Genomic DNA, 26,152 nt, shown 5'->3' with positions numbered 1-26,152 from the left:
CATGCGAATTTCGACCCAGCAGTACTTCGGCATGAACGTCGCGAACATGAGCAATCAGCAAGCTCAGTTGTCGCAGATCTATCAGGAAATCTCGAGCGGCCAGAGCCTGACCACGCCCGCCGACAATCCGCTCGGCGCCGCGCAGGCGGTGCAGCTCAGCTCGACGGCGGCCGCGCTGTCGCAGTACACGACGAACCAGAATTCGGCGTTGTCGTCGCTGGGGGCCGAGGACTCGACGCTCTCCAGCGTGATCACGACGCTGCAAAGCGCGAACACGCTGGGCCTGAGCGTCGGCAGCGGCGTGCTGAACGACACCAACCGCCAGGCGATCGCCGCGCAGCTGACCACCCTGCGCGACCAGCTGCTGACCTACGCGAACGCGACCGACGGCTCCGGCAACGCGCTGTTCGCCGGCTTCCAGAATTCGACCCAGGCTTTCACGACCGATGCGGCCGGCAACGTCGTCTATTCGGGCGACACCGGCACCCGCACCGTGCAGGTCACCGATAGCAACTCGGTGGCGACCGGCGACAACGGTCTCGCGGTGTTCATGAGCGTCGGCGCGACCAACGCGGAGCCGATCGCCTCGGGCAGTTCGGCCAACACCGGCACCGGCGTGATCGGCCCGGTCACGGTCACCGATCCGACCAACGCGGCGAACGCCGACACGTACCAGATCCAGTTCAGCGGCACCGGCAGCGCGATGACCTACACGGTCACCGACACGACGACCAACACCGTGGGCACGGCACAGCCCTACACGTCGGGTTCGAACATCACGCTGGCCGGCCAGACCGTCGAAATCACCGGCACGCCGGTCGCCAACGACACTTTCACGGTGCAGCCGGCCAACAAGGCGGGCACCAACGTGTTCGCGAACCTGAACGCGATGATCACCGCGCTGCAGCAGCCGGTGAGCGGCAACGACGCGGCCTCGGCGACGCTGCAGAACGCGATGAATACGGGTCTGTCGCAGCTTTCCAACACGCTGAACAACATCACCGCGGTGCAGGCTTCGGTGGGCGGTCGCGAGCAGGAAGTCGAGGCGCTGCAAACGGTCACGCAGACCAACTCGACGCAAACGGCAAGCGATATCGCAAACCTGACCCAGACCAACATGGTCTCGACGATCAGCAAGTACACGCTGACGCAGGCCGCGTTGCAAGCATCGCAGCAAGCGTTCGTGCAGATCCAGAACATGTCGCTGTTCCAGTACATCAACAACTGATGCCGCTGCGGCGGCTCAAAGAAAAAAACCGGCGCGAGCCGGTTTTTTTACGTGCGCGGTTCGAGACTTGCGTGGTGTTATCTGAGCCCCGCCGCGATCCGTCCCATCTGATCGATGCCGCCATCGAACAGCCGCACGAAGAACGGGATCATGTTCGGCAGCATCAGCTGCACGAGCAGCAGGCCCACCAGCATCGTCAGCGGAAAGCCGATCTGGAATACCCCGATCTGCGGCGCCGCGCGATTGAGAATGCCGAGCGCGAGGTTCGCGATCAGCAGCGCGACGACGACCGGCAACGACAGCAACAGTCCCGCGGAAAAGATCGAGCCGCCCCAGTTCGCGAGCGCCTGCCAGCCGTGCGGTGCGAGCAGGTTCGCCGACACCGGCACCGACTGGAACGTCGTCACGAGCGCGGCGATCATCTGCAGATGACCGTCGACGGCGAGAAACACCAGCGTCGCGATCGTCGTCATGTAGCGCGAGATCACGACGCCGGAGCCGGTCGCCTGCTGGTCGAAGAAAGTCGCGAAGCCGAGGCCCATGCCGAGGCCGATGAAGTAGCCGGTCGCGTCGATCGCCTGGAACACGACCTGCATCGTCACGCCGAGCGCGATGCCGATCAGGAACTGGTTGACGAGAATCCACACGCCCGCGGCGGAAAACACGGTGACCTGCGGCAGCGCGCCGATCGTCGGCGCGACGATGATCGTCGTGAACGCGGCAAGGCCGATCTTCACGCGCGAGGGCAGCGACGTGTTGCCGAACACCGGCGCGGTCGCGATCAGCGCGGCGATGCGCGCGAACGGCCACAGGAATGCGGTCAGCCAGACGTTCAGTTGCGCGTAGGTGACCGTGAACATGGAGCGGGGCGGGGAGAGCGCGTCGACGTGCCGGCGGCGCTCAGTTGACGAGCGTCGGAATGCTGGTGATCGTGTGGCGCAGGTAGTCGAGCATCGTGGTCAGCATCCACGGCCCGGCGATCACCAGCGTGAGTGCGATTGCGAGCAGCTTCGGGATGAACGACAGGGTGGTTTCGTTGATCTGCGTGGCCGCCTGGAACAGGCTCACCAGCAGACCGACGACGAGCGCGACGAGCAGCAGCGGGGCGGCCATCATCAGGCCGATGTACATGGCCTGGTGGGCCAGCGTCATGACTGCTTCGGGTGTCATCGGGAGTGCCTGGAGAACGAGGAGTCGAAAAAGATCAGACGAAGCTCTGCGCGAGCGAGCCGAGCAGCAACTGCCAGCCGTCGACGAGCACGAACAGCATCAGCTTGAACGGCAGCGAAATCGTCGCCGGCGACACCATCATCATGCCCATCGACATCAGCACGCTCGCGACCACCATGTCGATGATCAGGAACGGGATGAAGATCGTGAAGCCGATCGTGAAGCCGGTCTTCAGCTCGCTCGTCACGAACGACGGCACCAGCAGCGACAGCGGCACGTCTTCGGGCCCCTGCATCGGCGCCGCGTGCGAGATGCGCGCGAACAGCGCGAGGTCGCTTTCGCGGGTCTGACGCAGCATGAAGGTCTTGAACGGCGCGACACCGCGCGACACCGCCTGGTCCATCGAAATCGTGCCTTCGGAGAACGGCTTGTACCCTTCGTTATAGGCCTTGTCGAGCACCGGCGACATCACGAACAACGTCAGAAACAGCGCAAGGCCGACGAGCACCTGGTTCGGCGGCGTGGTGGTCGTGCCGAGCGCCTGGCGCAGCAGCGACAACACGATCACGATGCGCGTGAAGCTCGTCATCATCAGCACCATCGCGGGCAGGAACGACAGCATCGTGAGCAGCAGCATCGTCTGCACGCTCAGCGAGTAGGTCGTGCCGCCGTTCGGGCCGGGGCTCGTCGTGAAGGCCGGCAGGCCGGCGGTTTGCGCGAACGATAGCGTGGGCAGCGCGAACAGCAGTGCCGGCAGCGCGAGTTGAAGCACTGCGGGGAGCGCCCGCGCCACTCGGCGCGTGAGCATGAAGAACCAGCCTGACTGCCTGAAACTGACCTGCATCACCGATCCCCGCCGCCGTGCGCGTTGAAACGTTTGCCCACTTCGCCCTTCAGGGCGTCGCGAAAGCGTTGACCGAAGCTGCCGGCGAGCGGTGCGGGCGAAGCGGCGAGCGCATCGGCCGCGGCGGAACCCGCCGGCATCGTATGCAGCAGCCGCACGTTGCCGGGCGCAGCTCCAAGCACGAGCCAGGTATCGCCGATCTCGACGACCGCGACGCGCTCCTTGCCGCCGAGCGAAGCGCCGCCGACCGTCTTCACGAGGCCGCCGCGCTGGCCCGGTTGCAGGCCGAAGCGTCGCGCGAGCCACGCGCAGCCGAACACGAGGCCGATCACGACCGCGAGCCCGACGAAGGTTTGCAGCACTGCGCCTACGCCGAGCGCCGGCACTGCGCTGCCCGCGCCGACACCCGACGCGATTTTCGCGGCGTTGTTGACCGCGTTCATGTCGGCGGCGTGCGCGACGGTGGACGCGCAGAGCACCGTGGCGCTCGCTGCCAGCGCCTTGTTCACGGCCTGCGACAAAACCTTGCGCGACGCGAGCAACCCGCCGCGACCTGCCAAACGTTTCATCGATTCAGTTTCCGGATGCGTTCGGACGGCGTGATGATGTCGGTCAGCCGGATACCGAACTTGTCGTTGACGACCACCACTTCGCCCTGGGCGATCAGGCAGCCGTTGACGAGCACGTCCATCGGCTCGCCGGCCATACCGTCGAGTTCGACGACCGAGCCTTGCGCGAGCTGCAGCAGATTGCGGATCGCGATCTTGGTGCGGCCGAGCTCGACGGTCATCTGGACGGGGATGTCCAGAATCATGTCGATGTCGTTGTGCGTCGAGGTCGGCGCGACCTTCGACAGCGGCTGGAACACACCGGCCGCGGCCGGGTTGATTTCGTCGTTGCCGTTCTGCTCGGCGAGCGCGCTGGCCCAGTCGTCCATCCCCGCGTCGTCGTCCGCGGCGGACAGCGCGCCGGCGGCGAGTTGCTCGGCTGCCGCGAGATCGCTCTCGGGCTTTGCGTTCAGGTCACTCATATCCACCTTCCTTCATCGTGTCGGCTGCGCTGATCATCTTCTGGACCCGCAACGCGTACTGACCATTGAAAATTCCGTAGCCGCATTCCATCACCGGCACGCCGTCGACTTTGGCGGTGATGTGCTCCGGGATGTTGATCGGCAGAACATCGCCTTTGCGCATGTTCAGGATCTGTTCGAACGTGACCGGCACCTGCGCGAGGTCGGCGCTCAACTGCACTTCGGCCGCCTGCACCTGCTGCGACAGCACGCGCACCCAGCGCCGGTCGACGTCCATCGCCTCGCCCTGGATCGGCGACGAGAGCACGTCGCGGATCGGCTCGATCATCGAGTAGGGCATGCAGATGTGCAGCGTGCCGCCGGTCGAGCCGAACTCGATCGAGAACTGCGTGACGATGACGATTTCGTTCGGCGTCGCGACGTTGGCGAATTGCGTATGCATTTCCGAGCGCACGTATTCGAACTGCAGCGGGCGCACGCTTTTCCACGACGCCGTGTAGTGCTCGAACGTCAGATTGAGCAGCTTCGTGATGATGCGCTGCTCGGTCTGCGTGAAATCGCGTCCTTCGACGCGCGTATGAAAACGGCCGTCGCCGCCGAACAGGTTGTCGACTACGAAGAACACGAGGTTCGGATCGAACACGAACAGCGACGTGCCGCGCAGCGGCTTCACGTGGACCAGGTTCAGGTTGGTCGGGATCGGCAGATTGCGCGTGAATTCGCTGTACTTCTGCACTTTCACCGGGCCGACGGAGATTTCCGCCGAGCGCCGCATGAAGTTGAAAATGCCGACGCGCAACAGGCGCGCGAAGCGGTCGTTGATGATTTCGAGGCCCGGCATCCGGCCACGGACGATGCGTTCCTGCGTCGCGATGTTGTACGGGCGTACGCCCGTGCGATCGCCTTGCTCGGATTCCGTGTCGGATTCGCCGGTGACGCCCTTCAGAAGGGCATCGACCTCCTCCTGGGACATGAACTCTTCGTGGCCCATTGCTTATTCCTCGTGCGTCCCTTGGCGATTGATGATGGCAGTGCTGGCGAACGTCACGTCACTGCACGACGAACTCGGTGAACAGCACGTCCTGCACGCGGATCGGTGCGGCGCCCTTTTCGGTCGGCTCCATGATCAGCGTCTTCAGCTCTTCGGCGAGCGCGCGCTTGCCTTCGAGCGGCGCGAGGTCTTCGGGGTGCTTGTTCGACAGCGCGAGCAGGATGCGGCTGCGCACTTCCGGCATGTGATCGGTGAGCGCCTGCTGGGTGGCGGCGTCGCCGAGCTTCAGCGTGAGGCCGATGCGCAGGAAGTGTTGCTGACCGTCGTCCGATTGCAGGTTGACGGTCATTGATTCGAGCGGGAAGAACAGCGGCACGGCGGACGGCGCCGGCGCGGCTTCGGCCGATACGGCGACGGGTGCGCGCTTCGACATGAAGAACCACACGCCAGCCCCGGCGGCGCCCGCGGCGATCAGCGCAATGAGGACGATCAGGATGATGCGCTTCATGGGGCCCGGCGAGGCGGGCACGGCTTGTTGCGGGGCGGTCGTGGTTGCCATTTGGTTTGCTAGCTTGTTGCTAGCCTAGTAAGGGTTAGGGTGATTGTTGTTGATTTGCCTGCGGCGCTATGGGTCGAAAAGAAGGGCTATTTCTGGCTATCTCAGGTTTTTGGCTGTTTTTTTATCGTTGAGATGGGTTTTGTTTTTGGGTTTTGGTGTTGCCCTTTGGCAGGGCGGCGCTTTTTTCGTTGTTCTGGCTTGGTTGGCCTTTCCTTGTTGTCTTATCGGTCTATTAGCGTTGCCCCTGTGCGGAGGCGGCGCTTTTTTCGTTGTTCTGGCGTTCTTGGCCTTTCCTTGTTGTCTTATTGGTCTATTAGCGTTGCCCCTGTGCGGGGCGGCACCTACTTTCTTTGCTGCTGCAAAGAAAGTAGGCAAAGAAGACAGCTCAAACCGCCAGCTTATAAGCGGCTCCCCTGGCTCGGAAGGGGCAGTGGTGCATCTGGAATCCGTGTCCCCGCACATTCCGCTCTGGTGACAAAGCCGTCATCAGCTCCCACTCCGCACTGCGTGCGTCGCGGACGGGTCTGCCAGGGGAACCAACGGTTTGGCCCGCGCAGCGGGAGCCCTCGGCTCGCCTCGGCGATGCGCCAGAACAACCAGTGGTTTTTGAACGGGGATTCGGCGCGCGTAGCGCCGCCGGAGGAATGACGGCCTTGTCATTGGTGCTGAATGTGCGGGAGCACGGATTCCAGATGCACCACTACCTCATGCAGACCGGGGAGCCCGCTTAAGAGTTAGCGGTTTGAGCTGTCTTCTTTGCCTACTTTCTTTGCAGCAGCAAAGAAAGTAGGTGCCGCCCCGCACAGGGGCAACGCTAATAGACCGACAACACAGCAAGGAAAGGCCAATCACGCTAGAACAACGAAAAAAGCGCCGCCCCGCACAGGGGCAACGCTAATAGACCGATAAGACAACAAGGAAAGGCCAAGAACGCCAGAACAACGAAAAAAGCGCCCAGCCTCGCTCTAGGCAAACGTATCGACTAGTCCAACCTGCTGCCGCACGGCAACACCAGCCACTGAACCGGCGGAGTCCACGACGCCATCCCCTGCGAGGGCCCCACCACCACCGCCCCCCTTCCCATTAGACCCACCCGCGCCTGCGCTCTGTTGCTGTTGCCCGCTCTGCCGCGCAAACCCATCACTCACACTCGCACTGCCAAGCCCAATCCCATTGGACTCCATCGCCTCGCGAAGCTTCGGCAAAGCCGCCTCGACCGCCTCCCGCACCGACTGGTGCTGCGAAACGAACAGCGCATGCGCATGGTTATCCGCGACTTGCAGCACGACCTGCAACGGTCCCAGATCCTTCGGATTGAGCGTCAGCTCCGCACTCTGCGAATGCGCATTCGACAAAAACACCACCTTCTGGCTCAGCGCGTCTTCCCAGTCGCTCGTGCCGACCTGCGGCGTCAGCGCGTTCGCGGCGGCGGCCGCGCTCGCGTTGCCGGTGTTCTGCACCGCCGCCGTCGTGCTCGCGGCGCTCGCGGCCGCCTGCGTCGCGGCCAGCGCGGCGTTCGCCGCATCCGACGCGCTGCGCGCCGATGCGAGGTTGTCCGCCTGGCCGCTCGTCGCGGCCGCGGCGCTCAGCGCATCGGCCGCCGACCTCGCCATCGATGGATCGGCCAGCGCAGTCGCGGCGGCCGTCGCCGTGGTCAGCGTCGTGTGGCCGGTCGAGGTCCCCTTGGCATCGCTGAACAGGCCGTTGCCGAGCGTCTTGCCGTCCGACGTGCCGTTCAGGCCAGTCTTCGTGTTGCCCAATCCGCCTGCCGCGCTCGACACGCTCGCTGCTTTCGCGGCCGCGCCGCTGGCGAGCGCGGCCGCGGGCACCGCGCCCTGGCCGCTCGACAGCGCGGACAGTGCACTCTGCAACGCATCCTGCAGCGACTTCGGATCGACCGCGCCTGTCCTGCTTGCCACCGTGGCCGTGAGCGCGCCCGCGGCCGTGCCGGCCAGCGCGCTGACCGCGTCGGCGGCGGCGCTCGCGGCATCGGTCGTGGTGGTCGCGTTCGCGTCGGCATTGTTGGCAACAGCCTGGGCCTGGGCCTGAGCCTGGGCGGCAGCCGCCGCGGCGGCAAGCGCGCCAGCGTCGGTCTGCGCCTTGGTGCCCTTCTGCTTCGCCTGCGTCGTGGTCGTCTGGCTGTTCGAAGCCTGCTGCGTTTGTGACGTCGACGTCGTGGACGACGCGTCGCTGCTCGACCCGCTGTTCGACGTGCCACTGCCGTTCTGGCTGCTGCTCGCGCTCTGCTGCGCGGCAGCGGGGGAGGCAGGCGGCGCGCTCGGCGGCTGGGGTTGCGACGCCGTCGCGGAACTCGTCTGCTGTTGATTCGCGCTGTTCTGCTGGTCGATGCTTTGCTGCAGGGTCTGCGCGAACGGGCTCGAGTTGACCGCGGCGCTCGCGGCGGCGTTGCTCGACCCATTGCCGCTCGTGTCGAGCAGCGTGCTCAGTTGGGAGCCGATCTGTGAAAGAAGCGACATAAGGAATCCTGTGAACCTGTCAAACGGCTGTGCCGTCGGGCCTTAGCCGTGAGGCAACGCCTCACGCGCCGTCGGTACGCATGCGCAGACTGCGCGCGGCGAATTCGTCGGCGTCGCGCTGCTCGCGGCGCGCGGCGACCTTCGCCTCGGCTGCCTCGCCGCGCGCCTGCAGCACTTCGTACGAGCCGAGCTTCTGCTTCTGGCGCTGCCAGTCGGGCTTCGCCATCTCGACCCGGGCGCTCGCCGCCGCGAGCAGGTTGCGCTGCTGCTCGATCGCGGCATCGAGCGTGTCGAGGAACGCCTGGAAGTTGCGCATGTTGCCGGCCGGCATGCCCGACTGCGCGCTCTCGGTGAAGCGCACGTAGTATTCGTTGCGGTACTGCACCAGTGCATCGAGTTGCGCCTGCACGTCGTTGCGCTCGCGCTGCGCGCGGCCGAGCCGCTGCGCGGCGGCGTCCACGTCGTCCTGCGCGAGACCGATCAGCGTCTTGATCGGAAAGTGTTTCGACATCGTCAGCCTCCTCGGGGCTAAGCAAACAGCGCGTTCAGCATGTCGATGCTCGGCTGGAAGTTCGCGCACTCACGAAAACCTTGTTGCAGGAACGCTTCCATCCGCGGATACAGGGCGATCGCGCGATCGAGCACCGCGTCGCGCCCGCTCGAATACGCACCGACGTTGATCAGATCGCGGTTGCGCTGATAGCGCGACAGCATCTGCTTGAACATACGCGTTTTATTCAGATGGTTATCGTCGATCAGCGCGGTCATTGCCCGGCTAATCGACGCTTCGATATCGATCGCAGGGTAGTGGCCGGCTTCGGCGAGCGAGCGCGACAGCACGATATGGCCGTCGAGAATCGCGCGCGCCGAGTCGGCGATCGGGTCCTGCTGGTCGTCGCCTTCGGTCAGCACCGTGTAGAACGCGGTGATCGAGCCGCCGCCCGCCGGCCCGTTGCCGGTGCGCTCGACCAGCGCCGGCAGCTTCGCGAACACCGACGGCGGATAACCCTTGGTCGCGGGCGGCTCGCCGATCGCCAGCGCGATCTCGCGCTGCGCCATCGCGTAGCGGGTCAGCGAGTCCATCAGCAGCAGCACGTGCTTGCCCTGGTCGCGGAAGAATTCGGCGAGCGACGTCGAGTACGCGGCGGCCTGCATCCGCAACAGCGGCGACACGTCGGCCGGCGCGGCGATCACGACCGAACGCGCCAGACCTTCCTCGCCGAGAATCTGTTCGATGAATTCCTTCACTTCGCGGCCGCGTTCGCCGATCAGCCCGATCACGATCACCTCGGCGCTGGTGTAGCGCGCCATCGTGCCGAGCAGCACCGATTTACCGACGCCCGAACCCGCGAACAGCCCCATGCGTTGACCACGGCCAACCGTCAGCAGCGAGTTGATCGCGCGCACGCCGACGTCGAGCACCTTGTGAATCGGCTCGCGATTGAGCGGATTGATCACCGGCGCGGACAGCGGCGCGTCGGTTTGGGTGCCGAGCGGACCGAGCCCGTCGAGCGGACGGCCCGATGCGTCGAGCACGCGGCCGAGCAGTTCCCAGCCGACCGGCAGACGCTTCGCACCCGCGAGCGGATCGGCGATCGGCGCGCTTTCGAGCGGATAGACGCGTGCGCCGGGCAACAGGCCGATCACTTCGGTGGTCGGCATCAGGAACAGCTTGTCGCCGGAGAAGCCGACCACTTCGGCTTCGGCCATCGGCAGCGAACTACCGGGCGGCAGTTCGATCATCACTTCGGCGCCGACCGACAGACGCAGGCCGACCGCTTCGAGCACGAGACCGGCCGCGCGCGTCAGACGCCCGCACGCGCGCAGCGGCCTGGCGATCGCGTTGCGCGCGCGCAGCGCGTCGAGCTGGCCGCGCCACGCCTGCATGTGGGGATTGATGTCGAGCGCGGGATCGTAGGACGGCGCGCGCGGAGCGTGAGCGGCCGAAGCCGCACGCACGGCGTGGTCCGTCGCGGCCGACTCGCGGCTCGCCGCCGCGCCTGTCGCGGGATGCGCGCCCGCCGAAGCTTGCGGTGTGGAATCCGCGGATTCGTCGGTACTGGCCGACTCGGCATCGGCCAGCGCTTCGGCGCCGAACGATGCCAATGCGAGCTCGCGCTCGAGCGGCGTCAGGTCGCTCGCGCGGATCTCGTCGAGCGTCGGCTTCACCACGTGCTCACCTTGCCGAGCGCGGCGGCGACGCGCTGCCAGCGCGTGTCGATGCCCGCGTCGACTTCGCCGGTGCCGGCCTGCGCGCGGCAACCGCCGCGCTCCACCGAAGCATCGGTGCGCACGGTCCAGCCGCGGGTTTGCAACTCTTCGAGCAGATACGCCTCGACGACCGGCAGATCGGCGGGACTCACGATCAGCGCCGGCGAGCCGGAGAGCGCGGGCTCGGCCGCGAGCACCTCGCGCGCGGCCGCGATCAGCGCGGTCGGGTCGTGCTGCACGTGCTGGCGCACGACCTGCTGCGCGATGTCGAGCGCGAGCGCGACCAGCGTTTCGGAAATCGCGTGCTGCGCGCCATCGAGCGCGCTCTTGAAGGTTTCGGCAAGCGCGGCGAGCCGCATCGCTTCCTCGCGCGCCTCGGTCTGGCCCTGCGCGAAACCCTGCGCATGCCCCTGGTCGTAGCCCGCCTGGTAGCCGAGCGCCTGACCGGCCACATGACCGGTCGCGACGCCCTGCGCATGCGCGGCGTCGCGGCGGCGCTCGAGTTCGGCTTCGAACGCACGCTCGTCGAACTCGGGCTCGGCCGGCGGGGGCGCCGGTGGGGCCGGATCGAACGACGCCATCTCCCAGCGCTGGTAGGCCGAGAGGCTTTCCTTTGCCGGGGCGTTCGGATCAGACATATGCATCTTCCGCCTTGCCGCCGATCACGATCTGTCCGCTTTCGGCGAGGTTGCGCACGATCTGCAGGATGCGGCGCTGCTGCGTCTCGACCTCGGATACGCGCACCGGGCCGCGTGCGTCGAGGTCTTCGGCGAGCAACTCGGCCGCGCGCTGCGACATGTTCGACAGGAACTTCTGACGCAGCGCGGGCGGCGCGCCCTTCAGCGAGATGATCAGCGCCTCGGATTCGACTTCCTTCAGCAGCAGCTGGATCGCTCGGTCTTCGAGGTCGAGCAGGTTCTCGAACACAAACATCTGATCGATGATCTTCTGCGCAAGTTCCGCGTCGTACTGGCGTACGTTTTCGATGACGCCTTCCTCGTGGTTGCTCGACATGAAGTTGAGAATCTCGGCCGCCGTGCGGATGCCGCCCATCGGGCTGCGCTTCAGGTTGTCGCTGCCGGACAGCAGGCCGGTCAGCACGTCGTCGAGTTCGCGCAGCGCGGCCGGCTGGATGCCGTCGAGCGTCGCGATCCGCAGCAGCACGTCGTTGCGCAGGCGGTCCGTGAAGCAGGCGACGATCTCCGAAGCCTGATCGCGGTCCAGATGCACGAGGATCGTCGCGATGATCTGCGGATGCTCGTTCTTGATTAGTTCCGCGACCGCCGCCGAGTCCATCCACTTCAGGCCTTCGATGCCGCTCGTGTCGCTGCCCTGCAGGATCCGGTCGATGATCACGCCGGCCTTGTCGTCGCCGAGCGCCTTGGTCAGCACCGAGCGGATGTATTCGTTCGAATCGAGCGACATGCCGGTGTGCTGTTCGGCTTCTCGCACGAACTCCTGCAGCACTTCGTCGACCTGTTCGCGCGTCACGCTCTTCAGCCCGGCCATCGCGACACCGATCTTCTGGACCTCACGGGGGCCCAGGAACTTGAACACCTGCGCCGCCTCTTCCTCGCCGATCGACATCAGCAGCAGCGCGCTCTTCACTACGCCTTCAGCGCTCATCGGACACCCAGTTCTTGACGACGGTTGCTACGACCTTCGGATCCTGACGCGCGATGCTGCGCGCGAACTCCAGGTTCCGCTCGTATTTGTGCTTCGCGTTTTCGAGCGCGAGCTTCTCGCTGTCCGCTTCGATTTCGACCACCGCGCCTTCGCGCTCCTCGGCCGGGATGCCGTCGAGCAGCATCGGTTCGTCCGGCGACATCAGTGCGGCGACCGGCTCGGGCGGCGGCGGGAACGCGCGGCGCAGCGCCGGCTTCACCATCACGAAGTAGAGGAACAGGGCCACCGCGCCGATGCCGAGGTACGTCGCGATCTGCTTGTACAGCGCGAGCATGTCCGGCGTGCGCCACCACGGCAGGTCGGCGTTCGGGTCGAGCTCGGTGGTGAACGCGCTGTTGACCACGTTGACCGAGTCGCCGCGTGACGCGTCGAAACCCATCGCGTCCTTCACGAGCTGCGTGATCTGCGCGAGCTTGTCGGCGCTGACCGGCTGCATCGTCACGTGACCCTTCGGATCGACGACCCGCAGGTAATTGACGACCACCGCGACCGACAGCCGGCGGATGCCGCCCATCGGCTGGTCGACGTGGCGCACGATCTTGTCGAGCTCGTAGTTGGTGGTCGAATCCTTGTGATCGCTGACCGGCGTCGTGGTCACCGAGCTCGCGCCGTTGCCGGCCACGATCGGCGCGGAGGCCGGCTGCGGCGGCTGGTTCGACAGCGCACCCGGCACGCCCGAGGCGCCGCCCTGCGACATTTCGGTGGCGCTGCTCGTCTGCTGGCTGCGGATCGCGGCATCCTGCGGATTGCCGTTCGGGCCGTACTTCTCCGAAGTCTGCTCGCTATGCGAGAAGTCGATGTCGGCGCTGACCTGCGAGCGCGCGTTGCCGGCGCCGAACAGCGGCGCGAGGATCGTGTCGATGCGCTGCTGGGTATTGCGCTCGATCTGCTGGCGGAACTTCAGTTGGGTTGCATCGAGCCCGCTGCCGTTGGTTGGCTGCGTGAGCAGGTTGCCGTCCTGGTCGAGGATCGTCACGCCGCGCACCGGCATTTCCGGCACCGCCGACGCCACCATGTGCGTAATCGCGACGACCTGGCCTTCGTCGAGCACGCGGCCCGGGTACAGGTTCACCAGCACGGCCGCCGACGGCGCTTCCTTGTCGCGCACGAACACGCTCGGCTTCGGAATCGCGAGGTGCACGCGCGCCGATTTGACCGACGAGATCGATTCGATCGTGCGTTCGAGTTCGCCTTCCAGCGCGCGCTGATAGTTGATCTGCTCGTCGAACTGGCTGATGCCGAATTTCTGGTTGTCCATCAGTTCGAAGCCGACCGAGCCGCTCTTCGGCAGCCCCTGCGACGCGAGGCGCAGGCGCATCTCGTGGACCTGCTCGGCCGGCACGAGGATCGCGCTGCCGCTGTCGGACAGCTTGTACGGGATATTGGCCTGCTGCAAAGCGGCGATGATCGAGCCGCCGTCGCGGTCGGACAGATTGCTGTAGAGCACCTTGTAGTCCGGAGCGCGCGACCACAGGAACAGGCCCGCGACGACCGCTATCAGCAGCGCGAGCGCGAATACGAGCGGCGCGCGCGGGTTGCCGCGCATCTGCGCGAGTCCGGACAGACGTTGGCCGAAATTGCCGCCGATACCTCCCAGGCCGCCGAGGCCGCCCAGGTCGGCCGTGCCGCCGGCCTGGCCGCTACCGGCCTGACCGGCAGCGGGCTGCGCGCCGGCGAGCCCCATGCGGGCGTCGGGGTTGATCAACGAGTTGGCTGACGAATCCATGCGTCGGGTTTCTCCGGGGAATGCCTTGGCGTTCTGCCGTGATGCCGCGCCGGGGCTCGGCGGACGGACAGACACTTTCACCCTTGAAATTATCCGCAGCGGCGCTCAACCCGATTGCTTGAATAGAGCCGGGTTTCCCCCCTAGTTTCGGGACTTTCCGCGAGGGGCCGCTGCTATGCTTTCGTCCAGATCGGTACACCTTCCGGCGGTCCGATCGCACATTCAACGGAGAAAACATGACCATGCCCGTGAACGCGCTATCGTCGGCGCTGCAACAGATGCAGGCGATGGCGGCGCAGGCGGCCGGCGACGCGACCCCGGCGGCGGAGCAGTCCGGCGCGGCGACGCCCACCAACTTCGCGGCGGCGCTGAAGGCCTCGCTCGACAAGATCAGCGGCGACCAGCAGAAGGCGGTCGGCGAATCGCAGGCGTTCGAGCTTGGTGCGTCGAACGTGTCGCTGAACGACGTGATGGTCGACATGCAGAAGGCCAACGTCGGCTTCCAGTTCGGCTTGCAGGTGCGCAACAAGCTGGTCGCCGCGTACAACGACATCGCGCAGATGTCGATCTGAACGAGCTCGCGCGGGTTGGTGCAGGACTGCCTGAGGGTCTTCCTTAAGGTCTACCTGAAGGACAGCATGACAGTCTGCGTCAACCCCGTCCGATGATCCGGCAAGCCGCTGCCGGCGCATGCGCCGGCGGCGCCTCGTGCCGCGTTTCCCGTGCGCGCCCAGCGGCGCATTCGATCCCCCTTACACCGGCCTAAAGCTTTGTCGTCGCGGATCCGATAACCAAAGTACAGGTCAGCGACCGGCGCGGCGACGCGCCGCGCGGCCACGCCACGACTTAACCGCAGTCAGTATCAGAGGAGGAGCGCCGATGTTTTCCCCGGGTCACGCTGGAGCCAACGCGTATGCGCGTGTCGGTATCGAGACATCCGTGATGGGCGCGAGTCCGCATCGGCTGACTGTGTTGTTGTACCAGGGCGCACGGCAGGCAATCGCACAGAGCCGCATGCATTTGCAGCAGGGCAACGTGGCCGAGCGTGGCATGGCGATCAGCAAGGCGATGCGGATCATCGAAAGCGGGCTGCAGCAGTCGCTCAACCTCGAGGTGGGTGGTCAGGTCGCGGCACGGCTGAACGCGTTGTACACCTATATGTTGCGTCGGCTGCTGGAAGCCAATATCAATCAGAGCGAGGCGATGCTCGTGGAAGTGGACGGTCTGCTCGCGACGCTCGAAGAGGCATGGATCGGGATAGCCCCGGAGGTCGCGCGGATGGCTGCACAGCCAGCCGCGGAAAGCCTGAGATGACATCGAACGCAGAATATTTTGCCCGCTATGAAGCGGTTGCCGCGCTGTCCTGCCGCATGCTGATGGCGGCCCGTCGTGCACTGTGGAACGACCTGGTCCACTTGCAGGAGGAGTATCGGCATCTGGTCGAAGCGCTGCGCGAAGCCGACGTGGGCGTCAAGCTCGACGAGGCCGAGCGCCTGCGCAAGTACGCGCTGATCCGCCAGATCCTCGCCGACGACGCCGCGATCCGCGACCTCGCGAACCCGCGCATGGCGCATCTGTCGGCGCTGTTCGCCGGCCGGCCGACGCGCGTGCTGAAGGAGCTGTACGGGGCGCGCTGAGTGCGGGTGGGCGCGTGAGCTGGCGCCGCGCCGCACGCGTCTGAAGGATCGGAGCAATCAGAGCATCGCGCGCGTTGCCGCCGATGCGACCAAGGAACCGGTATGAACGGAATCGATTCGGCCCTCGCTTCGGTGCTATCGAGCCGGATCGACAGCCTGCTCAGCATCGCGCCGGGAACCGCGACCACTTCGCAGACCGGCGCGGCCGGCGTCGATACCGCGGCTCCCGCGGCGCCCGTAAACACGACGTCCGTGCCGCAGTCGTCCGCGCAAACCGCGCTGTCGGCCGTCGCGCTGACGCTGAATGCGATCGCCAATTCGGGCGGCGAGGCGACCCCCGCCGTGCTCGGCCGTGCGCCGATCTGGGCCGCCGCCCCGGCGCTCGATGTCGCCATTGAGAGCTTGCCGCTGCCCGATGCGGCCGGCACCGCAGCGGGCAATTCTTCTGCCGGCAATTCCGCCGCCGCTTCCAATACCAGTTCCAACGCAACTGCCGCCGCGACCGTGATCGCAAGCGTGGCGGCGACCGAAGTGCCCGTCGCGGCGCTCGCGGCCGCGCTGGAACAGACGGTCGCCGATAGCGGCCTGTTCTACGAGGCGCATCTCGCGGCCTGGCTGGTCGGCCAGCGCTCACCGGCCGAGCTGGCGAACGAGGCGCAGAACCAGCTCGTTGCCCAGTCTCAACTACTTCCCGACTGGAGCCCCGACGATGGCGGCGCGAACGCGTGGTCCGCTTCGGCGAACGCTGCGCCGGACGGCGCGCCACGCGGGACACCGAACGGCGCATCCAACGCTCAGGCGGGTGGCACAGCAACCGGTGCCGAGAACAACTCCGCCGCGCGCGCGATGCCATCGATCCTGACCGCGCAGGCCGCGCGCCTCGTCGCGGGCGAATTGCTGGCCAGCTCGGTGTCCGATCTGAACGGCCAGTCCACGCACACGGGGTTGCACAGCGCGGCGCCGCAAGCAGCCGAGGCCGGTTCGTCGCAGAGCGCGCAGGCGATGGCGGCGGCGGTGCATCCGGCGACCGTGCCGCTCGTGCGCCAGCAACTCGATCTGCTCGCGACCGGACAGTTTCGCTGGACCGGCGAGGCGTGGCCCGGCGCGCGTCTGGATTGGACGATCGAGCAGGACGGTGACGAATGGGACCGCAGCGGTGGCGGCCTCGCGAGCGAGGACGACCAGCCGTGGCGCACGCGCTTAACGTTGTCGCTGCCGACGCTCGGCACCGTCGACGCCGAGCTGACGCTGACCGGTACGCGGCTCGCCGCGCGCGTGCAGGCGAGCCCGCGCGGCGCGGCCCGGCTGGCGATGCAGGGCGACGATTTCCGTCAGCGGCTCGCGGCGGCGGGGATCGAGCTACAGGGATTGACGATCCGCGAGATCGGCGGCGGGGCACCGGGGGGAGCTGCGGCAGGCGCCTCGGTGGCGGGCGTGCAGGCGGCGTCGGCGTATGCGCGGTCGGCGGCCGCGGCGGCCACCGCGGCTACAGCGTCGGCGATGGCGAGCACCGCGGCGCGCGACGACTTCGATTGGGACATCTGATGAGCCGCACTCATCGCCGCAGCGCGGCTGCACTCATGTACGACACTCATGGCGGCGAGCCCGCGCCGCGCGTGGTCGCGCAGGGGTATGGGCTGATCGCCGAGATGATCGTGCAGCGCGCGAAGGAAGCAGGGTTGTATGTGCACGAGGCACCGGAGATGGTGTCACTGCTGATGCAGGTCGATCTGGATGCTCGGATTCCGCCGGAGCTTTATCAGGCTGTCGCCGAGTTGCTGGCCTGGTTGCATCGGCTGGAGGCTGAACCTGCCGGTGGCGCTGGCGCGGTGGATGTCGTGGATGTTGTTGCTACTGATGTGAGGTGAGGCCCTTGGCAGGGCGGCGCTTTTTTCGTTGTCCTGGACTAGTTGGCCTTTCCTTGATTTCTTGTCGGTCTATCGCCTGGAGCCGTTCATGCCATGAAGGATAGGCCGTGCCAATCGCCTCGGGCAGCCCCTTCAGGCCATCGACCACGGCGATCAGGATGTCCTGACAGCCGCGCATCTTCAGTTCGTTGAACGCCTTGAGCCAGAACTTTGCGCCCTCGGTTTGCTCGATCGACAGGCCGAGCACGTCGCGCTGGCCATCGGCCGGGATGCCCAGCGCCAGATACACGGCCTTGTTGCTTACTACGCCGTCGCTGCGGATCTTTGCGCGCCGCGCGTCGAAGAAGATGAGCGGATACATCTGCTCGAGCGGGCTGCTTTGCCAGGCGAGCGTTTCAGCCATCCCCTCGTCAGTGACCGAGTTGATGAAGTCAGGTGAAACCTCGGTGCCGTAAGCCTCGGCCAGAAATGCCTGGATCTCGCGCACGTTCATGCCGCGCGTGCGTCCCACAGGGACCAGCTTCGCGTCGTACATCGCGATGATGCGTTCGTCAAAGCCGGTGAAACGGCGCTCATGTTTGGGGACGAGGACCGGCTCGAAACTGCCGTCGCGATCGCGCGGCAAATCGACCCTGAGCGGCCCGTGATCGGCGATGAGCGTCTTGCCACTTGCGCCGTTGCGCTCGTTGGTCTGGCCTTCGGGTTTCGGCTGCCCCTGCGGGTAGCCCAGATGCAGATTCATTTCGGCGCCCATCGCGCGCTCAATGACCGCATTGTTGAACGCCAGCATCAGATCCTGAACCTCAGCAGGCGTCATCGGACCCTTCACCAGTTCGTCCAGCAGACCTTCAGGCAGGGCAGGCAGCGGCCCGAGGGCCGCTGCCTGAGAAGCGACCGTGCGTTTCCTCTTCATCGGCATATTCATGGTCTTTACCTCTCTTGATATGCCTCGCCCGCGAAATGACGGATAGGTCCGACCGGATGGCAGCTTCGAACCGCCGCTGACTCGCAAGCATGACCGATGCTTCACATGCTTCGACGACAGATTCAACAAAGGTCCGATGAAGAAGCTGGAATACGAAACGTCCACCAAGCGATTCCAACCGACTATTCCATCCACCGGCTGAACTTGCCCGCACGGACAGGGCTTCGCACAGCGCCGACCGCAATAAGTAACGGCAATGCGCATCAATCGAGGCGTACTTCACAGTAGGTACCGGAGGAGACTTCATCGTGAAACTCAAGTTTTCACACGACTGATTCTTGTCCTCCCACGATAGTTCACAGATATCTCAACGCAAGAATCCTCTCGGCCTATTCCTTAGTGGCTACATGGGGCGGTTGCCCTCCCTGATTTCTCATTAAAACGGCATTTTCGGTCCAGTCCTGTTGAGAAATGGATTTGTCCAGTTTTGTTTGCCGGGGCACTTATCAAGAATGAACGTGGATGAAGCCGGCGGCAACCGGGTCACGATTTCCCATCCATTTGCTGGCCAGTTGGGCCAGCGCGCCCACTCCGAAAGAAAGGAATAATGCTGTGAGTACGAGTTCTGTGAAGCTGGCCGTTATCGACGGCAGCACGATCAAGCAGACGGTCGAATTGCGCGATTCCGCGCAAGGCGCACCCGTTTATATCCACGCCATCAAGGGCGGCAAGTTTATTCTGGCCCAGAGCGATACCGGCCATGCTCCCCAAAACATTACCGTGCGCCGTTCCGGCAAGAAACTTCTAGTCAGCCTGGAAGGGACGGAGCTCGACCAGCCGCAACTGATCATCGAAGACTTTTACGGCAATGAAGGCGAACTGATCGGCTTGGGCGAAGACGGGGCATATCACGAATATATCGCTGCAGATGGCGAGAATGACCACGAAGCCGCTTTCCTTGTGGACGGTACCGACTCGCCTTTGGTGCTGGGTGTGAGGCAACTGAACGGGTTCAGCGCAAATGTCGCAGCCGCGCCTGGTATGGGCTTGGCCGGTCTCGGCTTTTTGCGGCTGGGCGCGCTTGCAGCGTTGGGCGCAGGGATTGCAGCCGCCAGCGGCGGTAAGAGTGGTGGCTTAGGGGACGTAGCTCCAATCGAGGACGCGCAGACGCCACCGGGTGAGCAAGACGATGCGGATGCTGATGCCGATGCGGATGCCGATGCTGACGCTGATGCCGATGCCGATGCGGACGCTGATGCCGATGCCGATGCCGATGCCGATGCTGATGCTGACGCGGATGCTGATGCCGATGCCGATGCCGATGCGGACGCTGATGCCGATGCGGACGCTGATGCCGATGCGGATGCCGATGCCGATGCTGATGCGGACGCTGATGCCGATGCGGATGCGGATGCTGACGCTGACTCTGACGCGGATGCCGATGCCGATGCTGATGCTGATGCTGACGCTGACGCGGATGCCGACGCTGATGCTGATGCCGATGCTGATGCCGACGCTGACGCTGACGCGGATGCAGATGCTGACGCGGATGCGGATGCGGATGCCGATGCCGATGCCGATGCCGATGCCGACGCCGATGCTGATGCTGATGCTGATGCCGACGCTGACGCTGACGCTGACGCTGACGCTGACGCTGACGCTGACGCTGACGCGGATGCAGATGCTGACGCGGATGCCGATGCTGATGCTGATGCTGACGCGGATGCCGATGCGGACGCTGATGCCGATGCCGATGCCGATGCGGATGCGGATGCTGATGCTGATGCGGATGCGGATGCCGATGCGGACGCCGATGCCGATGCGGACGCTGACGCCGACGCGGATGCTGACGCCGACGCTGATGCTGATGCTGATGCTGATGCTGACGCGGATGCTGACGCAGATGCAGATGCAGATGCAGATGCCGATGCCGATGCCGATGCCGATGCGGACGCTGATGCTGATGCTGATGCTGATGCTGATGCTGATGCTGATGCGGATGCCGATGCGGATGCCGATGCGGATGCTGATGCTGACGCTGATGCCGATGCTGATGCGGACGCTGATGCTGACGCTGACGCTGACGCTGATGCTGACGCTGACGCCGATGCGGATGCGGATGCGGACGCGGATGCTGACGCTGACGCTGACGCGGATGCAGATGCAGATGCTGACGCGGATGCCGACGCGGATGCTGATGCCGATGCGGATGCTGACGCGGATGCTGACGCGGATGCTGACGCGGATGCCGATGCGGATGCCGATGCGGATGCTGACGCTGACGCTGACGCGGATGCCGATGCCGATGCCGACGCGGATGCCGATGCTGACGCGGATGCCGATGCGGATGCGGACGCTGATGCAGATGCCGATGCCGATGCCGATGCCGATGCCGATGCCGATGCCGATGCTGATGCCGATGCCGATGCTGATGCCGATGCCGATGCCGATGCCGATGCAGATGCAGATGCAGATGCGGACGCTGATGCTGATGCTGATGCTGACGGGGATGCAGATGCCGATGCCGATGCCGATGCCGATGCCGATGCTGACGCGGATGCCGATGCGGACGCGGATGCCGATGCCGATGCCGATGCCGATGCGGATGCGGATGCTGATGCGGATGCGGATGCAGATGCTGACGCGGATGCCGACGCGGATGCCGACGCGGATGCTGATGCCGATGCGGACGCTGATGCTGATGCCGATGCTGATGCGGATGCCGATGCTGATGCCGATGCCGATGCCGATGCTGATGCTGATGCCGATGCCGATGCCGATGCTGATGCTGATGCCGACGCGGATGCTGATGCCGATGCCGATGCGGATGCGGATGCGGATGCTGACGCGGATGCTGATGCTGATGCTGATGCGGACGCTGATGCCGATGCTGATGCGGACGCTGATGCTGACGCTGACGCGGATGCCGATGCGGATGCTGACGCTGACGCCGATGCGGATGCGGATGCGGACGCGGATGCTGATGCTGATGCTGATGCTGATGCCGATGCCGATGCCGATGCCGATGCCGATGCCGATGCCGATGCTGACGCGGATGCTGATGCTGATGCGGATGCTGACGCGGATGCCGACGCGGATGCTGATGCCGACGCGGATGCTGATGCCGACGCGGATGCTGATGCCGACGCGGACGCGGACGCGGATGCAGATGCTGACGCGGATGCCGACGCGGATGCCGACGCGGATGCTGATGCCGATGCGGACGCTGATGCTGATGCCGATGCCGATGCTGATGCCGATGCCGATGCCGATGCCGATGCCGATGCCGATGCCGACGCGGATGCCGATGCGGACGCTGACGCGGACGCGGATGCTGACGCTGATGCTGATGCTGATGCTGACGCGGACGCGGACGCGGACGCGGATGCAGATGCTGACGCGGATGCCGACGCGGATGCTGATGCCGATGCGGACGCTGATGCTGATGCCGATGCCGATGCCGATGCTGATGCCGATGCTGATGCCGACGCGGATGCTGATGCCGATGCCGATGCGGATGCGGATGCTGACGCGGATGCTGATGCTGATGCTGATGCTGATGCTGACGCGGACGCCGATGCGGATGCTGATGCTGACGCTGATGCCGATGCTGATGCGGACGCTGATGCTGACGCTGACGCTGACGCTGATGCTGACGCTGACGCCGATGCGGATGCGGATGCGGACGCGGATGCTGACGCTGACGCTGACGCTGACGCTGACGCTGACGCGGATGCAGATGCTGACGCGGATGCCGACGCGGATGCTGATGCCGATGCGGACGCCGATGCCGACGCCGATGCGGACGCTGACGCGGATGCCGATGCCGATGCCGATGCCGATGCTGACGCTGACGCTGATGCTGACGCTGACGCTGACGCTGACGCTGATGCTGACGCTGACGCCGATGCGGATGCGGATGCGGACGCGGATGCTGACGCTGACGCTGACGCTGACGCTGACGCGGATGCAGATGCTGACGCGGATGCCGACGCGGATGCTGATGCCGATGCGGACGCCGATGCCGACGCCGATGCGGACGCTGACGCGGATGCCGATGCCGATGCCGATGCCGATGCCGATGCTGACGCGGATGCTGATGCTGATGCGGATGCGGACGCGGATGCCGACGCGGATGCTGATGCCGACGCGGATGCTGATGCCGATGCGGACGCTGATGCTGATGCCGATGCCGATGCTGATGCCGATGCCGATGCTGATGCTGATGCCGACGCGGATGCTGATGCCGATGCCGATGCTGATGCGGATGCGGATGCTGACGCGGATGCTGATGCTGACGCGGACGCCGATGCGGATGCTGATGCTGACGCTGATGCCGATGCTGATGCGGACGCTGATGCTGACGCTGACGCTGATGCTGACGCTGACGCCGATGCGGATGCGGATGCGGACGCGGATGCTGACGCTGACGCTGACGCGGATGCCGATGCGGACGCTGACGCGGACGCGGACGCGGATGCAGATGCTGACGCGGATGCCGACGCGGATGCTGATGCCGATGCGGACGCTGATGCTGATGCTGATGCTGATGCTGATGCTGATGCTGATGCTGACGCTGACGCTGACGCTGATGCTGACGCTGACGCCGATGCGGATGCGGATGCGGACGCGGATGCTGACGCTGACGCTGACGCTGACGCTGACGCGGATGCAGATGCTGACGCGGATGCCGACGCGGATGCTGATGCCGATGCGGACGCCGATGCCGACGCCGATGCGGACGCTGACGCGGATGCCGATGCCGATGCCGATGCCGATGCCGATGCTGACGCGGATGCTGATGCTGATGCTGATGCTGATGCTGATGCGGATGCGGACGCGGATGCTGACTCTGACGCGGATGCCGATGCCGATGCCGACGCAGATGCCGACGCTGATGCGGATGCTGATGTACCGGACGCGCCGGTGATCACTGCAGTGATCGACGATCAAGGGCCGGTGACGGGGCCGATCGCCAACGGTTCGACGACGGATGATTCACAGCCGGAAATCCGGGGCACGGCGGAGCCGGGCAGCACCGTGACGATTTTTGATGGTGGTGAGGCGCTGGGACAGATGACGGCTGATGACACTGGCAACTGGAGCTTCACGCCGGAAACGCCCCTGGCCGAAGGGCAACATAGCCTGACGGCTGTGGCGACGAACGCGGTGGGCAGCAGTGAACCGAGCGGGCAATTCGGGTTCTCGGTGGTGCCGTCCGGACATCAAGATGTGGATCTAGGAGACGCCCTTAACGGCGGCGTCAATGCGCCGATACACTTCGTGCAATATGGCTGGGATCGTCATGATTTGACGTTCAAGGATGGTGTATTGCATATAGGCGCGCATACCACTTCTTGGAAGCAGGAAGCGACGTCAAATCTGCATATTCAGCCTTGGAACGCTAATACTGGTTACCCGACTTCGGCTGCGATTGACTTCGCTAACGTCAATGCGGCCTACAACCATGCGCTAAAGGTCTTTGTGAGGCCGGTCGGAAAGATCACAGGGGAGATAATGTCAATGGTCGTAACTTTGCCTAAAGGTGCTAGTCATTATGAATTAGAAGCGCCAGAAGGCTATGAATTGGTCAGAATCGAAATCGTGTTCGACAACGCATCTCCGGGTTTCGATATAACGGCTCTTTCTTACGACATTGGATATCAGTTCCCAATCGGCCTGTCTGATGTCTTTGTAGACGAGGTCGCGGTTTCCGAGATTCAGGACACCGAGGATTCGTCTGATACAGATGCAATGGCACATGCAAATGCAGATGTTCCTGCTGACAGTGGCGTTGACGATGAGAAGCCGAGCGATTCAGATTCGGCACCCGATAGTGACGAACAGTCAGTAGGCGCGACCTTGGCTGAAAGCCCAGAGACGGTGCTTGATCTTCAGGGCATTGAGTATTCCACCCGTGAGGATGGTGATATTCATACTGAAGATGGAGTAGACGTGTTGACGCTGACGGGTTCAGGGTTGGTGCTGGATCTGGCGAACGTTGAAGAGAAGCTGTCGTCGATCGAAGTCTTCGACATCACCGGCACGGGTAACAACACGCTCAAGCTTTCGCTGGGCGATGTGCTCGAACTGGGAGCCGAGGACCTGTTCATTGCCGATGGCCATACGCAGCTGATGGTCAAGGGCGATGCGAGCGACAAGGTCGAACTCTCCGATCTACTGCCGGACGGAGAGGACCTTGGCGACTGGGTGCAGGAGTCTGGCACTGCGACCGTGGGTGGCGTTGAGTATGACGTCTTCTACCACGCCGGTCTGAATGCCGAACTGCTGGTACAGCATGGTGTCGAGACGACATTGAACAACCACTGACCTCCGCGCGGTCCGCGGCGCATGACCTGCGTCGCGGAATCTGGAATTGACCAATCATTTGACCCGGTCCCCTGAACCGCATCGAGCGTTTCGGGGAGCCGTTTTGGTGAACTAACATGACTTTCAATAAAACCTTGAAGCGTGCGCTAGCAGGCGCATTGCTCGTGATGGGCAGCGTCTTGCCCGCCGTCGCACAGCAAACTTTCTCTAACCAGCCGTCGCTGGCTACCCAGGCTGGCGCACCCGGTGCCGGACCGATGACCGGCGCCGGCACACAGCCTGGCAAGGTATTCGGCCAGACTTATGCGCCGGTTAAACAGATTGGCCCGCAGCAGGCGCAGATCGTCTATTACCGTGACGCGTCTGCGGGTACGGGCCGTTCGGCTGCCGCTGACGTCTATGTTGATGGCGACCTGCAGACCGCGTTGCTGCCTAACGGCTATAGCGTCTTCTGCGTGAAGCCGGGCGAACACACGCTGGGTGCGTACACCCACGATGCACCGCTGTACAAAGGCAAGACCACTGGTGGATCCCGCGCTGAACTGAAGGGCGGCATGACCTACTTCGTCAAGGTCGCGCCGGCTGGCAGCAATGGTGCACCGGTGGTGGTGCCGCGCAACGAAGCCGCAACCCAGTTGCAAGGCATGCGCGCGCAAATGCACGTGCTTTCCCGTGCACCGGCAGTTCAGGCGTGTGACTATCCGTCAGTCCCCGTGGTACAACCTGTCGCGGCGGCACAACCTGCGTTAATAAAAAACTACATTCTTAAGGGCGACACGCTGTTCGCTTTCGGCAAGTCTGGCAGTCGGGACATGACCGGCAAAGGACGGGAGCAGATTTCGCATCTTGCCGAGCAGATTCTCGCGGAGAACGGATCGCTGGAAGCCGTCACGGTGATTGGCCACGCGGACCTGATCGGCTCGGATGCAGCGGCGCAGAAACTTGGCGAGCAGCGTGCGATGACGGTTCGCCGGATGCTGATTGAGCGGGGTGTTCCGACGTTGAAGATTGCAGCTGAAAGCGCAGGCAATTCCGATCCTGTGGTTACGGAGTGCAGCGGCACCATGCAGCAGAAAATTGCTTGCAACGAGCCTAACCGCCGCGTGGTGGTACGTGTGAACCTGTCCCATCCGACCTGATGGCAAAGCGCGCTCAGGCTTCTGTGGCGCGCGACCTTCCTGAATCGGAAAGGTCGCGTTCCCACTAAGAAGCTGGTGCGAAATGAATTAGAAAGCGGCATGAGGTTTGCCGGACGCCTGTTTCTTGCCACCCGGCGAGCGGTCACCAGCAAGCGGTGGTCGAATCGTCCCCATCTCCTGCGGTAGCGGATTCCACGCAATGCCTGAGCGCAGCGCGAACGCGTTGCCTGGCCGTCAAGCGTGGTCAGATGTCGGTTTGCGCCCCGCCTACTGTTGATTGCTCGGTCGCGTGCAGGTAGGTGCCGCCCCGCACAGGGGACCTATCCGTCAT

Annotated in this window: 24 protein-coding genes and 1 pseudogene; 9 read left to right on the top strand and 16 right to left on the bottom strand. The window is 64.6% G+C overall.

The features are described from left to right. Nucleotide 1: 1 nt before the first annotated feature. Nucleotides 2-1,228, top strand: coding sequence for a flagellar hook-associated protein FlgL (gene flgL, locus L0U84_RS19020; protein WP_233851706.1), 1,227 nt, complete (start codon nucleotides 2-4; stop codon nucleotides 1,226-1,228). Between the two features lie 77 nt (nucleotides 1,229-1,305). Here the strand turns inward: flgL and fliR are convergent, their stop codons facing one another. Genes fliR through fliL form a run of 7 tightly spaced genes read right to left on the bottom strand, consistent with a single transcriptional unit; the run spans nucleotide 1,306 to nucleotide 5,822 of the window. Next, on the bottom strand, nucleotides 1,306-2,088 hold the full coding sequence (fliR, locus tag L0U84_RS19015) for a flagellar biosynthetic protein FliR (RefSeq protein ID WP_129959907.1): 783 nt from the start codon (nucleotides 2,086-2,088) through the stop codon (nucleotides 1,306-1,308). A gap of 40 nt (nucleotides 2,089-2,128) precedes the next feature. Next, complete coding sequence (fliQ, locus tag L0U84_RS19010; RefSeq protein ID WP_129959905.1) at nucleotides 2,129-2,398, bottom strand: flagellar biosynthesis protein FliQ; 270 nt, start codon at nucleotides 2,396-2,398, stop codon at nucleotides 2,129-2,131. Between the two features lie 34 nt (nucleotides 2,399-2,432). After that, nucleotides 2,433-3,242 (bottom strand): flagellar type III secretion system pore protein FliP, encoded by an 810-nt coding sequence (gene fliP, locus L0U84_RS19005; protein ID WP_442794016.1) that lies wholly within the window; start codon nucleotides 3,240-3,242, stop codon nucleotides 2,433-2,435. Continuing rightward, complete coding sequence (gene fliO, locus L0U84_RS19000) at nucleotides 3,242-3,811, bottom strand: flagellar biosynthetic protein FliO (protein ID WP_233851705.1); 570 nt, start codon at nucleotides 3,809-3,811, stop codon at nucleotides 3,242-3,244. Before fliO ends, fliP begins: the two co-directional genes overlap by 1 nt. Further along, the gene (gene fliN / locus L0U84_RS18995) at nucleotides 3,808-4,272 is read right to left on the bottom strand and encodes a flagellar motor switch protein FliN (protein WP_233851704.1); all 465 of its coding nucleotides are present in this window, start codon (nucleotides 4,270-4,272) and stop codon (nucleotides 3,808-3,810) included. Before fliN ends, fliO begins: the two co-directional genes overlap by 4 nt. Beyond that, nucleotides 4,265-5,263, bottom strand: a complete 999-nt coding sequence (fliM, locus tag L0U84_RS18990; RefSeq protein WP_233851703.1) for a flagellar motor switch protein FliM — start codon at nucleotides 5,261-5,263, stop codon at nucleotides 4,265-4,267. Before fliM ends, fliN begins: the two co-directional genes overlap by 8 nt. A gap of 58 nt (nucleotides 5,264-5,321) precedes the next feature. Further along, entirely contained in the window at nucleotides 5,322-5,822 is a 501-nt protein-coding gene (fliL, locus tag L0U84_RS18985; RefSeq protein ID WP_233851702.1) for a flagellar basal body-associated protein FliL, read from the bottom strand. 43 nt (nucleotides 5,823-5,865) lie between these two features. Here fliL and L0U84_RS18980 point away from each other — a divergent pair, with 43 nt between their 5' ends. Next, nucleotides 5,866-6,297 carry a hypothetical protein gene (locus L0U84_RS18980; RefSeq protein WP_233851701.1) on the top strand — a complete coding sequence of 144 codons (432 nt, stop codon included), beginning with the start codon at nucleotides 5,866-5,868 and terminating at the stop codon, nucleotides 6,295-6,297. A gap of 490 nt (nucleotides 6,298-6,787) precedes the next feature. Here the strand turns inward: L0U84_RS18980 and L0U84_RS18975 are convergent, their stop codons facing one another. The 6 genes from L0U84_RS18975 to fliF all read right to left on the bottom strand — a co-directional run bounded on the left by L0U84_RS18975 (nucleotide 6,788) and on the right by fliF (nucleotide 13,922). Next, a complete protein-coding gene (locus L0U84_RS18975; RefSeq protein WP_233851700.1) occupies nucleotides 6,788-8,299 on the bottom strand; it encodes a flagellar hook-length control protein FliK in 1,512 nt (503 codons plus the stop codon). 61 nt (nucleotides 8,300-8,360) lie between these two features. Then, a complete protein-coding gene (gene fliJ, locus L0U84_RS18970; protein WP_233851699.1) occupies nucleotides 8,361-8,810 on the bottom strand; it encodes a flagellar export protein FliJ in 450 nt (149 codons plus the stop codon). Nucleotides 8,811-8,827: 17 nt separating this feature from the next. After that, the gene (gene fliI / locus L0U84_RS18965) at nucleotides 8,828-10,471 is read right to left on the bottom strand and encodes a flagellar protein export ATPase FliI (protein WP_233851698.1); all 1,644 of its coding nucleotides are present in this window, start codon (nucleotides 10,469-10,471) and stop codon (nucleotides 8,828-8,830) included. Further along, nucleotides 10,465-11,154: a flagellar assembly protein FliH gene (fliH, locus tag L0U84_RS18960; protein WP_233851696.1), complete on the bottom strand. Its 690-nt coding sequence runs from the start codon at nucleotides 11,152-11,154 to the stop codon at nucleotides 10,465-10,467. The genes fliI and fliH overlap by 7 nt, the downstream gene beginning before the upstream one ends. Continuing rightward, nucleotides 11,141-12,136 (bottom strand): flagellar motor switch protein FliG, encoded by a 996-nt coding sequence (gene fliG / locus L0U84_RS18955; protein WP_233851695.1) that lies wholly within the window; start codon nucleotides 12,134-12,136, stop codon nucleotides 11,141-11,143. Before fliG ends, fliH begins: the two co-directional genes overlap by 14 nt. Then, a complete protein-coding gene (gene fliF / locus L0U84_RS18950) occupies nucleotides 12,126-13,922 on the bottom strand; it encodes a flagellar basal-body MS-ring/collar protein FliF (protein WP_233851694.1) in 1,797 nt (598 codons plus the stop codon). The genes fliG and fliF overlap by 11 nt, the downstream gene beginning before the upstream one ends. Before the next feature lie 236 nt (nucleotides 13,923-14,158). Between fliF and fliE the strand changes: the two genes are divergently transcribed. The 5 genes from fliE to L0U84_RS18925 all read left to right on the top strand — a co-directional run bounded on the left by fliE (nucleotide 14,159) and on the right by L0U84_RS18925 (nucleotide 17,427). Then, nucleotides 14,159-14,494 (top strand): flagellar hook-basal body complex protein FliE, encoded by a 336-nt coding sequence (gene fliE / locus L0U84_RS18945; protein ID WP_233851693.1) that lies wholly within the window; start codon nucleotides 14,159-14,161, stop codon nucleotides 14,492-14,494. Nucleotides 14,495-14,801: 307 nt separating this feature from the next. Beyond that, a complete protein-coding gene (gene fliS / locus L0U84_RS18940; RefSeq protein ID WP_233851692.1) occupies nucleotides 14,802-15,236 on the top strand; it encodes a flagellar export chaperone FliS in 435 nt (144 codons plus the stop codon). Beyond that, a complete protein-coding gene (locus L0U84_RS18935; protein ID WP_233851691.1) occupies nucleotides 15,233-15,559 on the top strand; it encodes a flagellar protein FliT in 327 nt (108 codons plus the stop codon). The genes fliS and L0U84_RS18935 overlap by 4 nt, the downstream gene beginning before the upstream one ends. A gap of 102 nt (nucleotides 15,560-15,661) precedes the next feature. Beyond that, the gene (gene fliK, locus L0U84_RS18930; protein WP_233851690.1) at nucleotides 15,662-17,104 is read left to right on the top strand and encodes a flagellar hook-length control protein FliK; all 1,443 of its coding nucleotides are present in this window, start codon (nucleotides 15,662-15,664) and stop codon (nucleotides 17,102-17,104) included. Next, nucleotides 17,104-17,427: an EscU/YscU/HrcU family type III secretion system export apparatus switch protein gene (locus L0U84_RS18925; RefSeq protein ID WP_233851689.1), complete on the top strand. Its 324-nt coding sequence runs from the start codon at nucleotides 17,104-17,106 to the stop codon at nucleotides 17,425-17,427. Before fliK ends, L0U84_RS18925 begins: the two co-directional genes overlap by 1 nt. Before the next feature lie 94 nt (nucleotides 17,428-17,521). Here L0U84_RS18925 and L0U84_RS18920 read toward each other — a convergent pair. The 3 genes and pseudogenes from L0U84_RS18920 to L0U84_RS18910 all read right to left on the bottom strand — a co-directional run. Continuing rightward, nucleotides 17,522-18,346 (bottom strand): annotated as a pseudogene (locus L0U84_RS18920) (IS256 family transposase); the annotation flags it as partial. 810 nt (nucleotides 18,347-19,156) lie between these two features. Beyond that, complete coding sequence (locus tag L0U84_RS18915; protein WP_233851687.1) at nucleotides 19,157-19,297, bottom strand: hypothetical protein; 141 nt, start codon at nucleotides 19,295-19,297, stop codon at nucleotides 19,157-19,159. Between the two features lie 189 nt (nucleotides 19,298-19,486). Continuing rightward, nucleotides 19,487-23,305: a hypothetical protein gene (locus L0U84_RS18910; RefSeq protein WP_233851685.1), complete on the bottom strand. Its 3,819-nt coding sequence runs from the start codon at nucleotides 23,303-23,305 to the stop codon at nucleotides 19,487-19,489. Between L0U84_RS18910 and L0U84_RS18905 the strand changes: the two genes are divergently transcribed. Next, a complete protein-coding gene (locus L0U84_RS18905) occupies nucleotides 23,291-24,682 on the top strand; it encodes an Ig-like domain-containing protein (RefSeq protein ID WP_233851683.1) in 1,392 nt (463 codons plus the stop codon). The two genes, L0U84_RS18910 and L0U84_RS18905, sit on opposite strands and share 15 nt — an antisense overlap. A gap of 167 nt (nucleotides 24,683-24,849) precedes the next feature. Further along, the gene (locus L0U84_RS18900; RefSeq protein WP_233852067.1) at nucleotides 24,850-25,821 is read left to right on the top strand and encodes an OmpA family protein; all 972 of its coding nucleotides are present in this window, start codon (nucleotides 24,850-24,852) and stop codon (nucleotides 25,819-25,821) included. Nucleotides 25,822-26,152 lie beyond the last annotated feature (331 nt).

This window comes from Paraburkholderia sp. HD33-4, assembly GCF_021390635.1.
GTDB lineage: Bacteria > Pseudomonadota > Gammaproteobacteria > Burkholderiales > Burkholderiaceae > Paraburkholderia.
Note: the sequence above shows the minus strand (reverse complement) of the source record. Positions and strands in the feature narration are given on the sequence as shown.

What these genes read in the sequence shown, in the direction of transcription:
- fliG (WP_233851695.1), bottom strand. Translation starts at nt 12,136, where the DNA reads ATGAGCGCTGAAGGCGTAGTGAAGAGCGCGCTGCTGCTGATGTCGATC.
- fliO (WP_233851705.1), bottom strand. Translation starts at nt 3,811, where the DNA reads ATGAAACGTTTGGCAGGTCGCGGCGGGTTGCTCGCGTCGCGCAAGGTT.
- L0U84_RS18935 (WP_233851691.1), top strand. Translation starts at nt 15,233, where the DNA reads ATGACATCGAACGCAGAATATTTTGCCCGCTATGAAGCGGTTGCCGCG.
- flgL (WP_233851706.1), top strand. Translation starts at nt 2, where the DNA reads ATGCGAATTTCGACCCAGCAGTACTTCGGCATGAACGTCGCGAACATG.
- L0U84_RS18925 (WP_233851689.1), top strand. Translation starts at nt 17,104, where the DNA reads ATGAGCCGCACTCATCGCCGCAGCGCGGCTGCACTCATGTACGACACT.
- fliE (WP_233851693.1), top strand. Translation starts at nt 14,159, where the DNA reads ATGACCATGCCCGTGAACGCGCTATCGTCGGCGCTGCAACAGATGCAG.
- fliQ (WP_129959905.1), bottom strand. Translation starts at nt 2,398, where the DNA reads ATGACACCCGAAGCAGTCATGACGCTGGCCCACCAGGCCATGTACATC.
- L0U84_RS18900 (WP_233852067.1), top strand. Translation starts at nt 24,850, where the DNA reads ATGGGCAGCGTCTTGCCCGCCGTCGCACAGCAAACTTTCTCTAACCAG.
- fliJ (WP_233851699.1), bottom strand. Translation starts at nt 8,810, where the DNA reads ATGTCGAAACACTTTCCGATCAAGACGCTGATCGGTCTCGCGCAGGAC.
- fliM (WP_233851703.1), bottom strand. Translation starts at nt 5,263, where the DNA reads ATGGGCCACGAAGAGTTCATGTCCCAGGAGGAGGTCGATGCCCTTCTG.
- fliK (WP_233851690.1), top strand. Translation starts at nt 15,662, where the DNA reads ATGAACGGAATCGATTCGGCCCTCGCTTCGGTGCTATCGAGCCGGATC.
- fliF (WP_233851694.1), bottom strand. Translation starts at nt 13,922, where the DNA reads ATGGATTCGTCAGCCAACTCGTTGATCAACCCCGACGCCCGCATGGGG.
- L0U84_RS18975 (WP_233851700.1), bottom strand. Translation starts at nt 8,299, where the DNA reads ATGTCGCTTCTTTCACAGATCGGCTCCCAACTGAGCACGCTGCTCGAC.
- fliH (WP_233851696.1), bottom strand. Translation starts at nt 11,154, where the DNA reads ATGCATATGTCTGATCCGAACGCCCCGGCAAAGGAAAGCCTCTCGGCC.
- fliP (WP_442794016.1), bottom strand. Translation starts at nt 3,242, where the DNA reads ATGCAGGTCAGTTTCAGGCAGTCAGGCTGGTTCTTCATGCTCACGCGC.
- fliN (WP_233851704.1), bottom strand. Translation starts at nt 4,272, where the DNA reads ATGAGTGACCTGAACGCAAAGCCCGAGAGCGATCTCGCGGCAGCCGAG.
- fliS (WP_233851692.1), top strand. Translation starts at nt 14,802, where the DNA reads ATGTTTTCCCCGGGTCACGCTGGAGCCAACGCGTATGCGCGTGTCGGT.
- fliR (WP_129959907.1), bottom strand. Translation starts at nt 2,088, where the DNA reads ATGTTCACGGTCACCTACGCGCAACTGAACGTCTGGCTGACCGCATTC.
- fliL (WP_233851702.1), bottom strand. Translation starts at nt 5,822, where the DNA reads ATGGCAACCACGACCGCCCCGCAACAAGCCGTGCCCGCCTCGCCGGGC.